Genomic DNA, 17791 nt, shown 5'->3' with positions numbered 1-17791 from the left:
GTGTCGAAGCCATCGCCCTGACCTGCGACAACACACGTTTGTGCAGGTCATCGCCAGGTTGACAGTGCCCGGTGTCGTGGGCAAAAGTGCCGGGGTCCGTCCATGCAGATCGTGATGGCGGACCGGCGTCCAGGTGGCCGTCGGAGACGGTGCGAGCACCACGTGCCGGTCCCCGATGGCTCGCGGAGGTCGGTGCCGCCGCTCGAGGGCGGATGCGGGAGGACCACGAGCTCCGTAGACAACTTCGCACCGACGGCCGCCAGTCGCCGGTGAGGAGGTCCGAAGGGTTGGTCGGTCCTCCCGCGCCTGCAGGGGTCCGCGCGGGTAGCCTTGCCGGGTGCTCCGGATCCTGCTCGCCCTGACCAGCGGGATCGCACTCGGACTCGCCTTCGAGCCGGTCGGCGCCGTCGTGCTGCTCCCGCTGGCCCTGGCTCTCTTCTTCTGGTGCACGCTGCATCAGTCGGTGCGGTTCGCTGCCCTGCTCGGTCTCGCGTTCGGCGTGGCCTTCATGCTCACCCTGCTCTTCTGGCTGCGGGTGATCGGGACCGACGCCTGGCTGGCTCTCTCCGGGTTCGAGGCGCTCTACTTCGCGCTGGCAGGTGCCGGGCTGGCCGGGGTGTCGCGCAGTCGCCTCTGGCCGCTCTGGTCGGCGGTCGTGTGGCTCGCGGTCGAGACCTTCCGGGGTGCGTGGCCGATGAGCGGCCTGACCTGGGGACGGGTCGCCTTCGCGACGATCGACACCCCGTTCGAGCGGTGGTTCCCGTGGATCGGAGCCAGCGGGGTCAGCTTGCTCGTCGCACTCTCCTCGGCGCTGCTGCTGTGGTCGGTGCTGCACGTCCGAGACCGACAGGTGCTGGCCGGGGGAGTCCTCAGCGCCACCGTCCTGACCGTCGTGGTCCCGTGGTTCGTCCCGGTCCACGCCACCTCGGACAACACGGCGACCGTGGCCGTCGTACAAGGTGACGTGCCGGGGCACGGTGACGATCTGATCGCCCACCACCGCGAGGTCACCGCGAGCCACATGCAGCTCACCCAGGACCTGGCCGAGCAGGTCGACCGGGGTGAGCGACCGCGCCCGAGCTTCGTTGTCTGGCCCGAGAACACCACGGCCGTCGACCCCTTCCGCGACCTCAGCGTCCGGCAGATGCTCGTGATGACGTCGCGGATGATCGGCGTACCGATCCTGGTCGGGGCCATCGTCGACGCCGCCGACGACGCCCACGTGCTCAACCAGGGCATCGTCTTCGACCCGGTGACCGGGGCCGGCGACCGCTACACCAAACGACACCCGGTGCCGTTCGGGGAGTACATCCCCTATCGCAAGCACTTCGGTGCCTCGAACTTCGGGCGCCTCGCGATGATCCCGCGCGACATGCTCAGCGGCACGGGTGTGGAGCCGTTGCGCATCGACGGGCTGCGGGTTGCCGACGTCATCTGCTTCGACGTCTCCTACGACGACACGATCAGTGACCAGGTGCGCCGTGGTGCCGACCTGCTCGTCGTGCAGACCTCGAACGCGATGTTCATCCACACCGGTCAGATCGAGCAGCAGTTCGCGATCAGCCGACTGCGTGCCCTCGAGACAGGTCGCACGGTGGTGGTGGCCGCCGTCAACGGTCGCAGCGGGGTGATCGGACCCGACGGCAACGTGATCGCCGCGATCGAGCCACGCACCCGGGACGTCCTGGTCCAGGAGATCCGCCTGGCCGACGGCACGCCGCCGGCGATGGTGGTCGGGCCGTGGCTCGGACGCCTCTCGGTGCCGCTCGCCCTCGGTGCGGTGTTGCTACCGCTGCTGTCGTATCGTCTGCAGCGCAGGAAGCGGACTCCCGATGAGGCGGAACCCGCACCGGACGACCAAGGGGACGACACGTGACGTACGACGGACTGGGCCGCGTCGTGATGGTGATTCCGACCTTCAACGAGTCGCTCAACATCGAGTGGATCGTCTCGCGCCTGCGTGAGGCTCAGCCGGGGGTCGACGTGATGATCGTCGACGACAACTCGCCCGACGGCACCGGCAAGCTCGCCGACAAGCTGGCCGAGGCCGATCCCCAGATCACGGTCGTGCACCGCACCGAGAAGGCGGGCCTGGGCGCGGCCTACTTGCACGGCTTCCGGGTCGCCCTCGACCTGGGCTTCGACGTGATCGGCGAGATGGACGCCGACGGGTCGCACCAGCCCGAGCAGCTGCACCGGCTCCTGGACGCGCTCGAGGACGCCGACCTGGTCATCGGCTCGCGGTGGATCCCGGGTGGCTCGGTGGTCAACTGGCCCAGATCGCGTGAGTTCCTCTCCCGCGGGGGCAACCTCTACGTCCGGATGCTTCTGGGCGTGAAGATCAAGGACGCCACGGCCGGATTCCGGGTCTTCAGGCGAAGCACGCTGGAAGCGATCGACATCGACACCGTCGAGTCAACCGGCTACGTGTTCCAGACCGACATGGCCTGGCGCACCCTGCAGACCGGTGGCACGGTCGTCGAGGTCCCGATCGAGTTCATCGAGCGGGAGCGCGGCGACTCCAAGATGAGCGGGTCCGTGGCCAGCGAGTCCCTCAAGCGGATCACCCGGTGGGGCCTGCACGAGCGTTGGGCCCGCATCAAGCGCACCTTCCGGCGCCGATGAGCACATCGATGGGCGCGCGATGACCCGTCGTCGCCGGTTCCCCGCCTGGCTCTTCGCGATCCTGTTCTTCGGGATCCCGCTGCTGGAGCTCTACGTGCTGATCCAGGTCGGCCAGGTGATCGGTGTGGGCTGGACGATCCTGCTCCTGATCGCCGACAGTCTGCTCGGGGCGTGGCTGATCAAGCACGAGGGCGCTCGTGCGATGGCGGCGCTCAGTGCCGCACTGTCGAGTGGTCGGATGCCCGCGCGCGAGATCGCTGACGGCATCCTCGTGCTGGCCGGCGGCATCCTGATGCTCTCGCCAGGCTTCGTTCTCGACGTGGTCGGACTGCTGCTCGTGCTGCCGTTCACCCGACCCCTGGCGCGCAGGGGACTCTCTCGCTTCGTGGCAGCGCGCCTCGTGACCGACCTGCCGTTCGGCGCCGGTGGTTCCGGGGACGGACGAGGCGGAAATGACAAGCGCCCCCGACCCGGTTCACAGGGAACCGTGGTCGAGGGCGAGGTCGTCGATGACGACCCGACTGACTAGGCCGTCGTCTTCTTCTTGCGGCTCTTCGAGGCGCGGTGCAGGTGCGCCGGGCCGATCTCTCCGTCACGGAGCAGCGTCAGCCGCTCAGTCAGGATGTCTTCGAGCTCCTTGATCGAGCGACGCTCGAGCAGCATGTCCCAGTGGGTGCGAGCCGGCTTCTCGGCCTTCGCCTCCGGCAGGATGCCGTCGACGTTCAGCGCGACCGCCCCACACCTGGGGCATTCCCAGTTGGCCGGGATGTCCGCCTCGACGGACATCGGGACCTCGAACTTGTGACCCTGCGGGCAGGCATAGCCCACCTGCTGACGTGCTGCGAACTCGATGCCGCGCTCGTCCTCGAAGCTCTGGCCTCCGAGCCGGGCTCCGCGCAATGTGCGCTCCGCCATGAGCTACCTCCGATTGACGTTTGTGGATGTCTTCTCGTGGTTGAGACGGCATTCCCCCACAACCATGACGTGGCCTTCGTGCGTGCCGCGTCACATGTCCAACGTACGACGGTGACCAAGGATTCCTCAGGGACGCGAATGTGGCCGAACGCACGTTCGGCAGGCACTCCGGGAGAACTCAGATGACCGACGGCTCAACGTTACCGGCTTCGCGGATACCGCGCGCGGTATCGACCTTGATCAGCAGTGCGCCACCGATCGCGAAGAACGCGATCAGCGCGAAGATCGCCGGTCGGTAGGAGTCGGTCAGCTGGTAGACGAGGCCGAAGGTGAGGGTGCCGAACCATGACGTACCGCGGTCCATCGCGTGGTAGAAGCTGAAGAACTCACCCTCTCGGCCGCGAGGAATCAGCAGCGAGAAGTAGGAGCGGGCCAGCGCCTGGGTGCCGCCGAGGACCAGGCCGATGGCGAACCCCATCGCCAGGAACGGCGCGATCTGGTCCTTCGGGAGCACCAGCGCCACCGTCACGATGCCCATCCAGATCACCAGCCCGGCGAGGATCACCTGTTTGGCGCCGTACTTCTCGGCAGCCTTGCCGAAGACGAGGGCGCCGATGAAGGCGACGAACTGCACCATCAAGATCGTGCCGATCAACACGGAGGTGCCGAAGCCGAGCTGCTCCTTGCCGTAGATCGAGGAGGACGCGATCACGGTCTGGATGCCGTCGTTGAAGAAGAGGTAGGCACCCAGGAAGGTCAGCGCCATCGGGTAGTTCTTCATGTCCTTCAAGGTGGCCCAGAGCTGTCCGAAGCTCTGCGACACGATGCCGCCCTCCTCGGCGACGACATGGGTGGGGGCGTAGTTCTTCAGACGCAGGTAGGGGATGAACGTGAACCCGGCCCACCAGAGGGCGGCGGACAGCATCGAGAGTCGCACCGAGAATCCCTCGGACATGCCGAACGAGTCGTGGAAGAGGAACATGACCAGGTTCACGACAAGGAGCAACCCGCCACCGAGGTAGCCCCAGGCCCAGCCGCGCGAGGAGACCCGGTCGCGTTCCTCCTCGGTGGAGATCAACGGCAGGATCGAGTCGTTGAACACGGTCGAGGCGCCCAGGCAGAGGTTCGCCCCGATCACCGCGATCGCGCCGATCTGCCAGTTCTCGCCCTTGCAGAAGAACAGCAGGGAGGCAAAGGCGGCACCGGTCCAGGCGAATGCCGCCAGCATCCCCTTCTTGTTCGCCGTACGGTCCGCGACCGCTCCGAGGAGCGGGAGGATGATCGCGGAGAGGATCGTGGAGAAGGTGACGAGGTAGGATGGCAGGGCGCCGGGGGCAACCGAGAGCCCGAGCACGTCGACCCGATTGTCGACGGCCGCGTTCTTCGCGATCTCGATCAGGTAGGGGCCCAGCATGACCGTCGACACCGTGGTGACGTAGGCGGAGTTCGCCCAGTCGTACCAGTACCAGGCCTTTTGCTCCTTCGCCCGGGCCAGCGGCCTCAGGTCCGCAATGCCGGTGACTCCGTCGTCCGTCATCTGCTCATCCCTCCCACTGGCCGCGCTCGACGAGCACGGCCTTGAGTATGTCGGTGCGATCGGTCATCAGGCCGTCGACACCACGGTCGAGCAGCTCGGCCATCTCGTCGGGGTCATCGATCGTCCACACGTGCACATGTGTGCCCATGGCATGAGCCTTGCGCAGCAGCCAGGAGTTGGTCACCGGAATGCCGCGTTTGCGGTGCGGGATCTGCAGTGCGGCCACGTGCCCGCCGGTGAGCAGACGGGCGATGCGCCCGGTGGGGGAGAGGAGCCAGACGGCGACCTCGACCGGGTGTGCCGACGTGGGCACCCGTCCCTGCGTCAGCCGGCGGAAGAGACGGAGGCTGGCACCGGAGAAGGATCCGACCAGGACCCGGTCGTGGGCGTTGCGGGCACCGATGAAGTCGGCCAGCGGTCGTACGGCGGCCGCCGACTTGATGTCGATGTTGAACCTGACCTCGGGGAACTCGTCGAAGAGCTCGGCCAGGGTCGGCACACGTTCACGTCCGCCGATCAGCGCCCCCTGCACCTCGGCGTACGACAACGTCGAGAGCTCACCCTTCTGGTCCGTGACGCGGTCGAGAATGCTGTCGTGGAAGGCGAGCAGCATTCCGTCGCGAGTCGCGTGCACGTCGGTCTCGAGGTAGCGGTAGCCCAGCGCCACGGCATGCCGGAACGCGGCCATCGTGTTCTCGAGCCCCTCGATCTCGGGGTGGAACGCCCCGCCGCGATGCGCGAAAGCGAGCACCCCGGGGGGATCGTCGAGGAAGGGGTATCCGGTGGGCCGTCGGGTCACGACAGCATTCAACACGTCCATGACCTGATCGTGGTTCACGAACCGCGGCGCGGCATGCGTCCGGATACTCAGATTCCTACGCGACAAAGGAGTAGCCTGCGACACATGGACTCGCTGAAGTGCCCCAGGTGTGAGGCGGAGATGGTCGCCAGAGATCTCGGCCGGATGAGCGTCTACAAGTGCCCCGAAGGACACGGGGTGTTCCTCTCACGAGCCGACCTGGCCGAGATGATCGACGCCGAGAACGACTTCCACCGCGAGGGTGGCGGGTTCCACACCGCGCCGCTGCCGCGGATCACGGCCGACATGACCACCCCGCCCCAGGTCGCCCCCCGCGCCGAGGCCTGGGTCGCGACCCTGTTCACCTGATTCCAGCAGCTCGCGAGCGGTCAAAATCACAGGGGAGCCTGTGAAACTGACCGATTGACGGGAAGTTTCGTGTCAATCGGGCAACTTCACAGGCTCACCTGTGAAACTGACCGGCCCAGCCTCAGCCTCAGATGTCGCGGAACGTGACGATGTTGGCGCCGAGGGTGTTCAGACGCTCGGCGAGGTCCTCGTAGCCACGGTGGATGACGTAGGTCGAGCGCAGCACCGAGGTGCCCTTGGATGCCAGCATGGCCAGCAGGATCACCACGGCCGGGCGCAGTGCCGGCGGGCAGACGATCTCGGTGCCCGACCACCGGGTGGGGCCCTCGACCAGCACGCGGTGCGGGTCGAGCAGTTTGACCTGGCCGCCGAGCTTGGTCAGCTCGGTGAGGTAGATCGCCCGGTTCTCGTAGACCCAGTCGTGCAGCAGCGTCTGGCCCTCCGCGACGGCGGCGATGACCGCGAAGAACGGGAGGTTGTCGATGTTGAGCCCGGGGAAGGGCATCGGGTGGATCTTGTCCAGAGGTGCCTTGAGCTGTGACTGGCGGGTGCTCACGTCGACCAGGCGGGTGTGGCCGTTCTCGGCGACGTACTCGTGGGAGCGGCTGTAGTTGAAGCCCATCTCCTCGAGGGTGGCCAGCTCGATCTCGAGGAACTCGATCGGCACCCGGCGGATGGTGATCTCGGAGTTCGTCACGATGGCCGCGGCGAGCAGCGACATGGCCTCGATCGGGTCCTCGCTGGGCGCGTAGTCGACGTCGACGTCGATCTGGGTCCGGCCGGTCACGGTCAGGGTGGTCGACCCGACGCCTTCGACGACCACGCCGAGACGCTGCAGGTAGAAGCAGAGGTCCTGCACCATGTAGTTCGACGAGGCGTTGCGGATCACGGTGGTGCCCGGGTGCAGGGCTGCGGCCATCAGCGCGTTCTCGGTGACGGTGTCGCCGCGCTCGGTGAGCACGATCGGGCGAACCGGCTCGATGGCACGGTTGACCGTGGCGTGGTAGCTGCCCTCGGTCGCCTTCACGTCGAGGCCGAACGGACGCAGGGCGGCCATGTGCGGCTGGACGGTGCGGTCGCCGAGGTTGCAGCCGCCGGCGTACGGCAGGTCGAAGACGTCCTCGCGGTGCAGCAGCGGGCCGAGGAACATGATGATCGAGCGGGTACGCCGAGCCGCGTCCTCGTCGATGTTGGCCAGGTCGAGCTGAGCCGGCGGCACGATCTCGAGGTCGTTGCTGTCGTTGAGCCAGCGCGTCTGCACGCCGATGCTGTCGAGGACCTCGAGCAGGCGGTTGACCTCTTCGATGCGCGCCACCTTGCGGAGCGTCGTACGGCCCTTGTTGAGCAGGGAGGCGCAGAGCAGGGCGACGCCGGCGTTCTTCGACGACTTCACGTCGATCGTTCCGGACAGCGTGGTGGGGCCGGTGACGCGCAGGTGCGTGGGCCCGCCGGCGCCGAGCGCGACGATCTCGGAGTCGAGTGCGGAGCCGATGCGGGCCAGCATCTCCAGGGACAGGTTCTGGTGCCCCTTCTCGATGCGGTTGACCGCCGACTGACTGGTGGCGAGCAGATCGGCCAGCTGCTGCTGGGTGAGGCCGCGGTGCTTGCGGGCGTCGCGGATCAGGTTGCCGATGCGTCCGAGGTAGTCCTGGGTCATGACGACGACGGTATCTCAGATATGAGATACGGCCAAGATCCCGCGCCGCGTGCAAGGATTCCGGTCATGCGCGCCACCACCATCCACGGCTCTCGTGACATCCGACTGTCCGAGGTGCCCGACCCCACGATAGACGCCCCAACCGATGCCATCGTCAAGGTCACCGCGGGCTGCGTCTGCGGCTCCGACCTCTGGCCCTACCGCGGTGAGAACCCGATCACGGCAGGAGACACGATCGGCCACGAGGCGGTCGGCGTCGTCGAGGAGGTGGGCGCCGCGGTGACCAGCTTCAAGCCTGGCGACTTCGTGGTGATCCCGTTCTGCCACGCCGACAACACCTGTCCGCACTGCGCAGTTGGCATGCACTCGGTGTGCAACAACCTCGGCTTCACCCAGAGCGGCCAGGCCGAGTACACCAAGGTGTTCCAGGCCGAGGGTTCGCTGGTCAAGACCGACGGCATACCGGACGCCGCGTTGCTCCCGTCGCTGCTCGCCCTGTCCGACGTGATGCCGACGGGCTGGCACGCAGCCACGGCGGCCCGGGTGAAGGCCGGCGACACCGTGGTCGTGGTGGGTGACGGCGCGGTCGGCCTGTGCGGCGTCCTGGCCGCGGCTCAGATGGGAGCCGAACGTGTCATCGCGATGTCGCGCCACGAGTCACGCCAGCAGATCGCCACCGCCTTCGGTGCCACCCACGTCGTCTCCGAGCGAGGCGACGAGGGCGCTGCCGTCATCGCCGACCTCACCGACGGCGTGGGCGCCGACGCCGTTCTCGAGTGCGTCGGCACCGATCAGGCCATCAACACCGCGTTCACGGTGGCCCGTCCTGGATCGACGGTCGGCTTCGTCGGCGTACCCCATGGCGTGGAGCTCCCGGTGCGCACGATGTTCCGACGCAACGTCGGCCTGGCCGGCGGCATGGCGCCGGTCCGGGCGTATCTGCCCGGCCTGCTCAAGCTCGTCGTCGACGGCACGATCAACCCCGGTCTCGTCTTCGACCTGAGTCTGCCCCTCGACCAGGTGGCCGACGCCTATCGGGCGATGGACGAGCGAACCGCCACGAAGGTGATGGTCCAGCCGTGAACCGCACCGCGCGCATCGTCCTCGGCTCGCTGCTGATCGTGCTGGGGTTCATCTTCTGGGGTCAGGGCCTCGGCGCCATCGAGGGCAGCGCCATGACCGGCAGCACCTTCTGGGCCTATGCCGGTCCGGTGATCGCGGGCTTCGGTGTCGCGTTGCTGGTGGTCACGTTCCAGAAACGGGAGTGACCGGGTCTGGGCGAGGTTCGGCTCCTCAGGAGGCTCGCGCGATCTCGACCGCGGCCGCGTGCAGCGCCTCCGAGGCGCGGGCCCGGGTGACCTGGTCGGCGATCTCGTCGAGCGTCCGCGCCAGCAGCCATTGCAGCTGATCGGAGTGGTGCGTGGTGCGACGCAGCAGCGGCAGACGGCCGTGGCACCACGCACGCACCAGTGGGGCGATCGAGCGCGCCGGGTCGACACCCCGGGCATCGGCGGCCACTGCCACCCGCACGATGCGATGCGCGGTGCAGACGATGCCGATCTCCTGGCGGGCCAACGAGACCGGGTGGTCGTGCCTGAGAGCGAAGGTCATGTGAGACAGGAGGATCTGGGACGCCGCCAGATACCTGATTCCGTGACACAGCGAACCCCGCCCCGTCAGACGACGAAGCGGGGTTCGGGTGAGACAGTCGGCGTCAGCCGCGGGCCTTGCGGATCGCTGCCTGGTCCTTCTTCGTGGCGGCCACGTAGGTCTTGAAGCCAGAGCCGGCCTTGAAGGCGGGAACGCTGGTCTTCTTGATCTTGATGGTCTCGCCGGTCTGCGGGTTGCGGGCCTCGCGAGCCGCGCGCTCACGCTTCTCGAAGGTGCCGAAGCCCGGGATCTGCACCCGGTCGCCCTCGGCGACTGCGTCGCTGATGGTGTTCACGACGGCGCCCAGGCCGGCCTCGGCCTCCTTGCGGGTCCAGCCGGTCTGCTCGACGATCGCGTCCACCAGTTCACGCTTGTTCAATTTCTCCACCATTTCATGGTCTTGAGGATGTCCGTACGCCCCGAAACTAACGACCGTCGCCAAGGTTTTCGGGGCAGGACACACGCGACACGCCCAGAAAACCGGGGTTTCTCGCGATGAGAACGGCTGAAACCCCCACCGCGCGCGGGTTCTGGGCCACTCCAGGTCGTCGAACGGCCGGCCCGCGACGGACCATCCTGCACGAGCATCGCCGGACGCTAGGGTGTTCCAGATTCCGAGAGGTTGGATGAAGCGCACACTGATGCATCCCACGCGCATCGTGCCTTTTGCGTTCCTGATGGCCATCACGGTGGGCACGATCCTGCTCTCCCTCCCCGTCTCGACGCCGGGGCCGACACGGCCTCCCATCCTGACGGCCGCATTCACGAGTGTGTCCGCAGTGTGCGTCACCGGGCTGACGACGGTGGACACCGCGACGTACTGGTCGCCCTTCGGCCAGGTCGTCGTGATGTGCCTGATCCAGGTCGGCGGCTTCGGCATCATGACCCTGGCGACCCTGCTCGGGCTGCTGGTCAGCGGGCGCCTGCGGCTCAGCTCCTCCCTGATCGCCCAGGCCGAGACCCACACGATGAACATCGGCGACGTGCGCCACGTCGTACGCCGGGTGGCGATCACGATGCTGGCCTTCGAGGCGGTGTTCGCGTTGGTCCTCGCCGGCAGGTTCCGGGCACGGTGCGACGATGCGTGGGGCGAGGCGCTGTGGCACGGGCTGTTCCATTCGATCTCCGCGTTCAACAACGCCGGCTTCGCGCTCTACAGCGACAACCTGATGGGGTTCGTCTCCGACGCCTGGATCGGTTCCCGATCTGTGCCGCGGTCATCGCGGGAGGGCTGGGCTTCCCCGTGCTGTTCGAGCTCCGGAGGAAATGGCGCCGACCTCGCATGTGGACCGTGCACACCCGGTTGACCGTCTACGGGTCCGTGTTCCTGCTCGCCGTCGGCACGCTGGCCTTCCTCGCGCTCGAGTGGTCGAACCAAGGCACGCTGGGCGACCTGTCGCCGTGGGGCAAGGTCGTGGGTGGTGTGACGGGTGGCGTCGTCCCACGGACCGCCGGCTTCAACACCGTCGACTACGCGGCGATCACCCCGGAGACGATGGCGGTCAACTACCTGCTGATGTTCATCGGCGGTGGTTCGGCCGGCACGGCCGGTGGCATCAAGGTCACCACGTTCTTCCTGCTCGCGTTCGCGATCATCGCCGAGATTCGCGGGGAGCGGCAGACCAACATCGCGCACCGCAGCATCAGCCACTCCACGATCCGCCAGGCGCTGACGGTCGTGCTCCTCGCCATCGCCGCGATCTCGACAGGCACGATGGTGATCCTGATGTCGACGGACTACGCGCTCGACGTCGTGCTCTTCGAGTCGATCTCCGCCTTCGCCACGGTCGGTCTGTCCACGGGCATCACGCCCCACCTCCCGCCCGTGGCGGAGGTGACGCTCATGATGCTCATGTACGTCGGCCGCGTCGGCACGATCACCGTCGCCTCAGCCCTTGCCTTCAGATCCACGCACCGTCACTACCAACTGCCCGAGGAGAGACCCGTCGTTGGTTAAGTTCAAGAAGGAAGAGCCGCTGTCGATCGTCGTGATCGGCTTGGGGAGGTTCGGCACCGCGGTGGCGACCTCCCTGGTCAGGATGGGCCGTGAGGTGCTCGCCGTCGACGAGCGCGACGACCTCGTGCAGCGCTGGTCGGACGAGCTCACCCATGTGGTGCAGGCCGACAGCACCGACGAGCAGGCGCTGCGACAGCTCGGCGTCAGCGAGTTCGACCGCGCGGTGGTCGCGATCGGCACCGACATCGAGGCGAGTGTGCTGACCGTGCTGGCCCTGGCCGAGGCCGGCGTCCCCGACATCTGGGCCAAGGCGATCACCAGCAAGCACGGCAAGATCCTGCAACGGGTCGGCGCGCACCACGTGGTCTACCCGGAGTTCTCGATGGGGGAGCGGGTGGCGCACATGCTCACCGGCGGGATGATGGACTACATCGAGTTCGACGACGACTTCTCGATCGCGCGCGCCCCGGCCCCGCAGGAGACCTGGGACAAGACCCTGGCCGAGTCCTCGCCGCGCACGCACCACGGCGTCACCATTGTCGGGGTCAAGCGCCTCGGTGAGGACTTCACCTACGCCCGCCCCGAGACGAGCGTGGCCCGGCACGACCAGCTGATCGTGTCCGGACCGACCGCCAAGGTCGAGAGGTTCTGCAGCCTGCGCTGAGCGGCGTGCCCTCAGTGCACGTACTTGAGGCCGACCACGCACCCGATGAGGCCGACGAGCAGCAGCACCTTCGCCAGCGACACCGGCTCCGTGCCGGTGATCATCGCCCAGGCGACCGTCAGGGACGCGCCGATACCGACCCACACGGCGTACGACGTGCCGACCGGGAGCTCGCGCATCGCCCACGCGAGGCCCGCCATGCTGACCACCAACGCGGCCACGAAGGTGATCGACGGGACGGGGCGGGTGAATCCCTCGGAGCGGCCCAGGGCGGTGGCCCAGACGGCCTCCATGACACCGGAGAGGATCAGGACGAGCCAGGACATGAGATGTCTCCTCCAGCGCCGTCTTGTCGCGTTCCGGGTACGGCACCGCTCGTCCGGGAGCCGTGTGCAGGCTCTGCTCGCATGCTCTCACCGGCCGGGTCCACCGGCAATTCGCGAAGTGTCAAGATGGACGGGTGCCAGCAACAGTCACCGCCGTCCACGCAAGTGCGACCCATTCCTTCAGCAAGCTGCCGGCCACACGCATCCAGCTCATCGAGGGACAGGGCGTGGAGGGAGACGCCCACTGCGGGGTCACGGTGAAGCACCGCTCGCGGGTGGTCGTCGACCCGTCCCAGCCCAACCTGCGCCAGGTGCACCTGATCCATGCCGAGCTGTTCGACGACGTGATCTCCGCCGGCTTCACCGTGGTTCCCGGAGAGCTGGGGGAGAACGTGACCACCTCGGGCCTCGACCTGCTCGCTCTGCCGGTCGGAACCCGGCTCTCGATGGGAGAGGCTGTGGTCGTCGTCACCGGCCTGCGCAATCCGTGTCGGCAGATCAACGACTTCCAGCAGGGGCTGCTCAAGCAGGTGGTCCACACGAACACCGACGGCACCGTGGAGCGTCTCGCGGGAGTCATGGCGGTGGTCTCCCGCGGGGGGCTGGTCCGCCCCGGTGACGCGATCGGGATCGAGCTGCCGCCCGAGCCCCACTTCCCGCTGACGCGGGTCTGAGTCGACCGGAGGAACAGTCATGGACGTGCGGATCAGACGGGCGTACGACGACCCGTCAGGCAATGACGGCACCCGGGTGCTGGTCGACCGGGTCTGGCCACGCGGGGTGAGAAAGGACGCGCTGGCCCTGGATGACTGGAACAAGGACGTGGCGCCGTCCACCGCGCTGCGGAAGTGGTTCGGGCACGACCCCGAGAGGTTCGAGGAGTTCCGGCGCCGCTATCTCGCCGAGCTCGAGGACGATCCAGGCCGCAGTGCCATGGCCCGGATCCGGGAGAGCGTGACGGGTGAGCGGCTCACTCTGGTGACGGCCACCAAGGACGTGGCGCACAGCCAGGCCGCCGTACTGGCCGGGCTTCTGACGGCCGACTGATGCGGGTCCGGCTGGGCGGCCGCGGCGTGACGCGGCTCAGGCGGCCGAGGAACCCGGCATCGGCTGCGGGACACACGAACAGCTGTCGGAGCACGACAGGTAGGTGTGCACGGCATGGCCGCAACCGGGGCACGGCAGGTCATGGGAGAGGTGTGCCGGGTTGGTCTGGACGGTGTCCCACATGGTCGTGCCCTCCTTTCGTCGGTTGTCGATCGAGGAACGTCGACGCGGAATGCTGATACCCACTCTGACCCGCTCCACCCACATTTTTCGTCGCAATATGCGACAGATGGGCCGAAGAGGTCAGGGGAACCACCTGATCGGCCGATGCCACGTGGCAGGGTGGCGCCATGCGCGGATCAGTGACCGTCCACATGCAGGCAGCGCCCGACCGGGTCTGGGCCCTGGTCAGTGACGTGACCCGGATCGGCGAGTTCAGCCCCGAGACGTTCGAGGCGGAGTGGACCGACGGCGCCACCGGCCCAGCGCTCGGTGCGCACTTCCGCGGGCACGTGAAGCGCAACGGCGTCGGGCCCGTCTACTGGACCAACTGCAAGGTCACCAGCTGCGAAGTCGGCACGGACTTCGGGTTCGCCGTCTACGCCGGCGGGCAGCGTGCCAACAACTGGCGCTACCAGTTGCGGGAACGCGACGGCGGAACGGAGGTCACCGAGTCGTTCGAGCTGGGTGGGCATCCAGCACTCCGGGTCTACGGCCTGGTGATCGGTCCGCTGCGGCGACGCACGAACCTCCGCGGGATGCGACAGACCCTCGAACGGATCAAGGCCGTGGTCGAGGCCTGATCGGGGCGGTCTCGGTCAGTCGCAGCAGGCACCCTCGGGGAGACCTGTGGGGAGGCCGTCGATGTTGAGTCGGTTCTTCTCGTGCCAATACTCCACCAGGCCGTCCTCGCCCTTCTTGCGGGCCCAGCTGTCCATCAGGTCGCGTTGACCCTGGAGCTCCATCAGCGGAACGCCGTACCCGCACGAGGTCTGCACCAGGTCGATGTCGAGCACGAAGAGGTTGCGCGCGCCCAGCATCGGCGGGAACAGGCCGTAGAGCTCATCCCACGCGTCGTCCCCTGGGTGCACGGCCCGCGCCTCGCCGTACAAGCGAAGGATCAGGGGCTCGCGGACGAACGAGCAGAACATGATCGTCATCCGGGGTGTGTCCAGCAGGTGTGCCGCGGTCTCGTTGCCGCTGCCGGTGCCGTTGAGCCAGACCACGCGAGTGGGGGAGAGGACCCGGAGCGAGTCGAGACCCTTGGGTGAGACGTTGACGCGTCCGTCGCGTGCGGCAGTGCCCACGAAGTACATCGACTGCTCGCCGATGAACGTGCGCAGTCTGTCGCTCAGCTCGGGGAACTGCTTGGCCATCGGGCGCCTTCCTGGTTGCTCGTCGACCGTCATCCTCACACGCGGTTTTTCCGGGTGCTGCAGCGCACGGCGCCGTGTCAGGATCGACGCATGAGCCAGTCAACGATTCGCCGTGCGTCCGCGGCTGATGGGCCCGCCCTCGCGGCCCTGCACCTCGACGTCTGGGACGACGGGTACGCCGGGCTCGTGGCGCAGGCGATCCTTGACGCGCGGCGAGCAGAGCCGGCCGCAGACCGTGTCCGGCGATGGCAGGAACGTCTCGCGAGCACCGAGACCTGGGTCGCAGAGGACGGGCAAGGCCTGGTCGGCTTCGCCAGCGCTGGCGCCGGCCGTGACGGTGCGGGCGCCCGCGAGCTGATGGCGCTCTACGTGCGCGCCCGGGTTTACGGAACCGGTGTCGGTCACGCCCTGATGCGGGCCGCGCTCGGCGACGACCCGGCGTACCTGTGGGTGCTGGCCGGGAACGAACGCGCCCTGCGCTTCTACGAGCGCCAGGGATTCCTGCCCGATGGCCAGGAGCAGGACTGCGAGGAGGGGCACGAGCTGCGCATGGTGCGCTCCTGAAGGACAGGGAGAACTTCCGCACGCTCCACGGCGCAGATCAGGTCACGGATCGTCCGCATCTCTGCGTAACGTGACCGGCATGGCCATCGCACGCTATCCGAGCTTCGTCATCGACTGTCCCGACGCCGGCGCCCTCGCCCGCTTCTACGGCGCACTCCTCGACTGGGAGGTGAAGGCCTCCGACGACTGGGCGGAGATCCGTGCCGAGAACGGCAACTGCATCGGTTTCCAACAGGTCGCCGACTTCACCCCACCGCAGTGGCCCGCTCAGGGCACGCCCCAACAGATGCACCTCGACGTCATGGTCGACGACCTGGAGGTCGCCGAGGCTGCCGTGACCGGGCTGGGTGCGGTCAGGCATGAGCACCAGCCGGGCACCACCTTCCGGGTCTTTCTCGATCCGGCGGGCCATCCGTTCTGCCTCTGCGTGGACTGAACCGCGCTCGAACCTACGGTTCGGTAACATCTCGCGGGATCCGCCGCAGGCCCTGTGGCGGCAAGTGAAGGAGAGTCGCGTGGCCCTGAGCAGTGCGCACGATCAGGTCGAGTCGGCGTACGTCGACACGGCCAGGCCACTGCGCCCACAGGACGACCCCTTCTACGAGGCGCCCACGGGCCTGGCGGCGCTGGCGCCCGGATCCATCATCCGAACCCGTCAGGTCCGCATCGCGTTCCTCGGTCTGGTGCCCCAACGCGGGATCACCGCCTGGCAGCTGGCTCATCGCAGCAACGACCTGAACGGCGAGCCCGAGGTCGCGGTCACCACCGTGCTGCTGCCGCGAGACTTCCAACCGGAGGGCCAGCACCGGGTGATCGCCTACCAGTGCGCCATCGACGCCATCTCGGACAAGTGCTTCCCGTCCTACGCGCTGCGTCGTGGCGCGCGCTCCTGGGGTGCGCTGCCGCAGTTCGAGCTGTTGCTGATCGCCGAGTTCCTCGCTCGAGGCTACGTGGTCACCCTCTCCGACCACGAGGGTCGGGGCGGCTACTTCGGGGCGCCTCGGGAGCCGGGGCACCGAGTCCTGGACGGCATCCGCGCGACCCTGCGACTACCGGAGCTGGGGCTCGACGATGGCACACCGATCGGGATCTTCGGCTACTCCGGCGGCGGGATGGCCTCGTCCTGGGCGGCCGAGCTGGCACCGACCTACGCACCCGAGCTGAACCTCGTCGGCGCCGTGCTCGGATCCCCGGTTGGCGATCCGGGGGAGGCGTTCCTCAAGCTCAACGGAGGCTTGAATGCCGGCCTGCCGGCGCTGGTGGTCTCTGGACTGCGCCACATCTACCCCGGGCTCGGCCGGGTGATCCGGCAGCACGCCAGCGTCGACGGCCAGCGTCGTCTCGACGCCCTCGAGGAGATGACGACGGTGAGCGCCGTCGCCCGTTACGCGTACGACGACTTCGACGACTATCTCGACTCCGCGCTCGCCGATGTCCTGGCATCGCCCGAAGTGCTCGAGGTCTTCGACGACCTCCGGCTCGGCAAGAACGTTCCGGACTGCCCGTTGCTGGTCCTGCAGTCGGTGAACGACCAGATCATCGATGTCGACGACGTCGACGTCCAGGTGGGCACGTACGTCGACGGTGGCGCGCGGGTGCGCTACCTGCGCGACCGGCTCAGCGAACACATCAGTCTGATGGTGATCGGCATGCCCACCATGCTCGACTGGCTCGAGCAGAGGTTCCTCGGCGGCGAGGCCCCGACCGGCACCAGCACGGTCTCGTCCGTGGCGGGTTCGGCCAGGGCGTGGGCGGGCTACCTGCATCTTGTCGGCTCCACGGCGAGAACGCTGGTCGGCCGGGCATGAAGCCGTGGTCGCGAACACCGACCGCTGCGTGGGACGATCGGTGGCGTGAGCAGCAGTCCAGGAATTGACGAGGACCGGCTCCGGGACCTCGCGTTGCTGCGACGCGTCCGGGACCGGATGGATCGTGACTACGCCCAACCGCTCGACGTGGAGGCACTGGCGCGGGGCGTGCACATGTCAGCGGGCCACCTCAGCCGCCAGTTCAAGCAGGCGTACGGCGAGTCGCCGTACAGCTATCTGATGACGCGTCGGATCGAGCGGGCGATGGCACTGCTGCGGCGCGGCGACCTGAGTGTGACCGAGGTCTGCTTCACGGTCGGGTTCTCGTCCCTCGGCACGTTCAGCACCCGGTTCGCCGAGCTCGTCGGGGTGCCGCCCAGCGCCTACCGCGCGCGAGAAGAGGGACAGCACCCGACCTCTGGCCTGCCTGCTTGTGTGGAGAAGCGGGTCAGTCGCCCGATCCGGTGAGGATCGATCAGGAATGAAGAAGCCGCCAC

General features: G+C 67.8%; 25 protein-coding genes and 1 riboswitch. Of the genes, 16 read left to right on the top strand and 9 right to left on the bottom strand.

The features are described from left to right. Positions 1 to 337: 337 nt before the first annotated feature. Genes lnt through NJ4_RS02195 form a run of 3 tightly spaced genes read left to right on the top strand, consistent with a single transcriptional unit; the run spans position 338 to position 3154 of the window. Positions 338 to 1876, top strand: a complete 1539-nt coding sequence (gene lnt, locus NJ4_RS02205; RefSeq protein ID WP_067429519.1) for an apolipoprotein N-acyltransferase — start codon at positions 338 to 340, stop codon at positions 1874 to 1876. After that, positions 1873 to 2625: a polyprenol monophosphomannose synthase gene (locus NJ4_RS02200; RefSeq protein ID WP_407668038.1), complete on the top strand. Its 753-nt coding sequence runs from the start codon at positions 1873 to 1875 to the stop codon at positions 2623 to 2625. Before lnt ends, NJ4_RS02200 begins: the two co-directional genes overlap by 4 nt. Positions 2626 to 2644: 19 nt before the next feature. Continuing rightward, positions 2645 to 3154: an FxsA family protein gene (locus NJ4_RS02195; RefSeq protein WP_067429515.1), complete on the top strand. Its 510-nt coding sequence runs from the start codon at positions 2645 to 2647 to the stop codon at positions 3152 to 3154. Here the strand turns inward: NJ4_RS02195 and NJ4_RS02190 are convergent. The 3 genes from NJ4_RS02190 to NJ4_RS02180 form a co-directional block, all read right to left on the bottom strand. Continuing rightward, entirely contained in the window at positions 3151 to 3540 is a 390-nt protein-coding gene (locus NJ4_RS02190) for an RNA polymerase-binding protein RbpA (RefSeq protein WP_067429512.1), read from the bottom strand. The genes NJ4_RS02195 and NJ4_RS02190 overlap by 4 nt on opposite strands. 178 nt (positions 3541 to 3718) lie before the next feature. Then, a complete protein-coding gene (locus tag NJ4_RS02185) occupies positions 3719 to 5077 on the bottom strand; it encodes an MFS transporter (RefSeq protein ID WP_067429509.1) in 1359 nt (452 codons plus the stop codon). Between the two features lie 4 nt (positions 5078 to 5081). Beyond that, the gene (locus NJ4_RS02180) at positions 5082 to 5876 is read right to left on the bottom strand and encodes a glycerophosphodiester phosphodiesterase (protein ID WP_245644411.1); all 795 of its coding nucleotides are present in this window, start codon (positions 5874 to 5876) and stop codon (positions 5082 to 5084) included. A gap of 105 nt (positions 5877 to 5981) precedes the next feature. Here NJ4_RS02180 and NJ4_RS25885 point away from each other — a divergent pair, with 105 nt between their 5' ends. Continuing rightward, a complete protein-coding gene (locus tag NJ4_RS25885) occupies positions 5982 to 6245 on the top strand; it encodes a TFIIB-type zinc ribbon-containing protein (RefSeq protein WP_067429503.1) in 264 nt (87 codons plus the stop codon). 127 nt (positions 6246 to 6372) lie between these two features. On the opposite strand, the gene NJ4_RS02170 is transcribed toward NJ4_RS25885, so the two are convergent. Next, positions 6373 to 7902 (bottom strand): UDP-N-acetylglucosamine 1-carboxyvinyltransferase, encoded by a 1530-nt coding sequence (locus NJ4_RS02170; protein ID WP_067429500.1) that lies wholly within the window; start codon positions 7900 to 7902, stop codon positions 6373 to 6375. Between the two features lie 66 nt (positions 7903 to 7968). Here NJ4_RS02170 and NJ4_RS02165 point away from each other — a divergent pair, with 66 nt between their 5' ends. Together NJ4_RS02165 and NJ4_RS02160 are read left to right on the top strand one after the other, a co-directional pair. Continuing rightward, the gene (locus NJ4_RS02165; protein WP_067429497.1) at positions 7969 to 8985 is read left to right on the top strand and encodes a zinc-binding dehydrogenase; all 1017 of its coding nucleotides are present in this window, start codon (positions 7969 to 7971) and stop codon (positions 8983 to 8985) included. After that, a complete protein-coding gene (locus NJ4_RS02160; RefSeq protein WP_067429495.1) occupies positions 8982 to 9170 on the top strand; it encodes a hypothetical protein in 189 nt (62 codons plus the stop codon). Before NJ4_RS02165 ends, NJ4_RS02160 begins: the two co-directional genes overlap by 4 nt. A 25-nt stretch (positions 9171 to 9195) precedes the next feature. Here NJ4_RS02160 and NJ4_RS02155 read toward each other — a convergent pair whose 3' ends face one another. After that, complete coding sequence (locus NJ4_RS02155) at positions 9196 to 9513, bottom strand: hypothetical protein (RefSeq protein WP_067429492.1); 318 nt, start codon at positions 9511 to 9513, stop codon at positions 9196 to 9198. Between the two features lie 103 nt (positions 9514 to 9616). Next, positions 9617 to 9931: an HU family DNA-binding protein gene (locus NJ4_RS02150; protein ID WP_067429973.1), complete on the bottom strand. Its 315-nt coding sequence runs from the start codon at positions 9929 to 9931 to the stop codon at positions 9617 to 9619. 247 nt (positions 9932 to 10178) lie between these two features. Between NJ4_RS02150 and NJ4_RS26850 the strand changes: the two genes are divergently transcribed. Genes NJ4_RS26850 through NJ4_RS02140 form a run of 3 tightly spaced genes read left to right on the top strand, consistent with a single transcriptional unit; the run spans position 10179 to position 12173 of the window. Then, positions 10179 to 10859 carry a potassium transporter TrkG gene (locus tag NJ4_RS26850; RefSeq protein ID WP_281178237.1) on the top strand — a complete coding sequence of 227 codons (681 nt, stop codon included), beginning with the start codon at positions 10179 to 10181 and terminating at the stop codon, positions 10857 to 10859. Continuing rightward, entirely contained in the window at positions 10796 to 11509 is a 714-nt protein-coding gene (locus tag NJ4_RS26845) for a potassium transporter TrkG (protein ID WP_281178236.1), read from the top strand. Before NJ4_RS26850 ends, NJ4_RS26845 begins: the two co-directional genes overlap by 64 nt. Continuing rightward, a complete protein-coding gene (locus NJ4_RS02140; protein ID WP_245644410.1) occupies positions 11502 to 12173 on the top strand; it encodes a potassium channel family protein in 672 nt (223 codons plus the stop codon). Before NJ4_RS26845 ends, NJ4_RS02140 begins: the two co-directional genes overlap by 8 nt. 11 nt (positions 12174 to 12184) lie before the next feature. On the opposite strand, the gene NJ4_RS02135 is transcribed toward NJ4_RS02140, so the two are convergent. After that, on the bottom strand, positions 12185 to 12499 hold the full coding sequence (locus NJ4_RS02135) for a DMT family transporter (RefSeq protein WP_067429491.1): 315 nt from the start codon (positions 12497 to 12499) through the stop codon (positions 12185 to 12187). Between the two features lie 12 nt (positions 12500 to 12511). Continuing rightward, positions 12512 to 12576: riboswitch (guanidine-III (ykkC-III) riboswitch) on the bottom strand. Positions 12577 to 12633: 57 nt separating this feature from the next. Between NJ4_RS02135 and NJ4_RS02130 the strand changes: the two genes are divergently transcribed. Together NJ4_RS02130 and NJ4_RS02125 are read left to right on the top strand one after the other, a co-directional pair. Continuing rightward, a complete protein-coding gene (locus tag NJ4_RS02130) occupies positions 12634 to 13173 on the top strand; it encodes an MOSC domain-containing protein (protein ID WP_067429488.1) in 540 nt (179 codons plus the stop codon). Between the two features lie 19 nt (positions 13174 to 13192). After that, on the top strand, positions 13193 to 13546 hold the full coding sequence (locus NJ4_RS02125; protein ID WP_067429484.1) for a DUF488 domain-containing protein: 354 nt from the start codon (positions 13193 to 13195) through the stop codon (positions 13544 to 13546). A 36-nt stretch (positions 13547 to 13582) separates the two neighbouring features. Here the strand turns inward: NJ4_RS02125 and NJ4_RS25880 are convergent, their stop codons facing one another. Then, positions 13583 to 13729 carry a hypothetical protein gene (locus tag NJ4_RS25880; protein ID WP_169799200.1) on the bottom strand — a complete coding sequence of 49 codons (147 nt, stop codon included), beginning with the start codon at positions 13727 to 13729 and terminating at the stop codon, positions 13583 to 13585. 167 nt (positions 13730 to 13896) lie between these two features. Between NJ4_RS25880 and NJ4_RS02115 the strand changes: the two genes are divergently transcribed. Continuing rightward, positions 13897 to 14349, top strand: coding sequence for an SRPBCC family protein (locus NJ4_RS02115; RefSeq protein WP_067429476.1), 453 nt, complete (start codon positions 13897 to 13899; stop codon positions 14347 to 14349). A gap of 15 nt (positions 14350 to 14364) precedes the next feature. Here NJ4_RS02115 and NJ4_RS02110 read toward each other — a convergent pair whose 3' ends face one another. Continuing rightward, positions 14365 to 14922 (bottom strand): pyridoxamine 5'-phosphate oxidase family protein, encoded by a 558-nt coding sequence (locus NJ4_RS02110; protein WP_067429473.1) that lies wholly within the window; start codon positions 14920 to 14922, stop codon positions 14365 to 14367. Between the two features lie 90 nt (positions 14923 to 15012). Here NJ4_RS02110 and NJ4_RS02105 point away from each other — a divergent pair, with 90 nt between their 5' ends. The 4 genes from NJ4_RS02105 (at position 15013) to NJ4_RS02090 (ending at position 17762) form a co-directional block, all read left to right on the top strand. After that, a complete protein-coding gene (locus NJ4_RS02105) occupies positions 15013 to 15486 on the top strand; it encodes a GNAT family N-acetyltransferase (RefSeq protein ID WP_067429469.1) in 474 nt (157 codons plus the stop codon). Between the two features lie 79 nt (positions 15487 to 15565). Continuing rightward, positions 15566 to 15922, top strand: coding sequence for a VOC family protein (locus NJ4_RS02100; RefSeq protein ID WP_067429966.1), 357 nt, complete (start codon positions 15566 to 15568; stop codon positions 15920 to 15922). 79 nt (positions 15923 to 16001) lie between these two features. Beyond that, complete coding sequence (locus NJ4_RS02095) at positions 16002 to 17294, top strand: lipase family protein (protein WP_169799199.1); 1293 nt, start codon at positions 16002 to 16004, stop codon at positions 17292 to 17294. 117 nt (positions 17295 to 17411) lie between these two features. Further along, positions 17412 to 17762, top strand: coding sequence for a helix-turn-helix transcriptional regulator (locus NJ4_RS02090; protein ID WP_157550641.1), 351 nt, complete (start codon positions 17412 to 17414; stop codon positions 17760 to 17762). The last annotated feature ends 29 nt before the right edge of the window (positions 17763 to 17791 follow it).

It is taken from the genome of Nocardioides jensenii JCM 1364 = NBRC 14755 (assembly GCF_001552535.1).
Lineage (GTDB): Bacteria > Actinomycetota > Actinomycetes > Propionibacteriales > Nocardioidaceae > Nocardioides > Nocardioides jensenii.
Note: the sequence above shows the minus strand (reverse complement) of the source record. Positions and strands in the feature narration are given on the sequence as shown.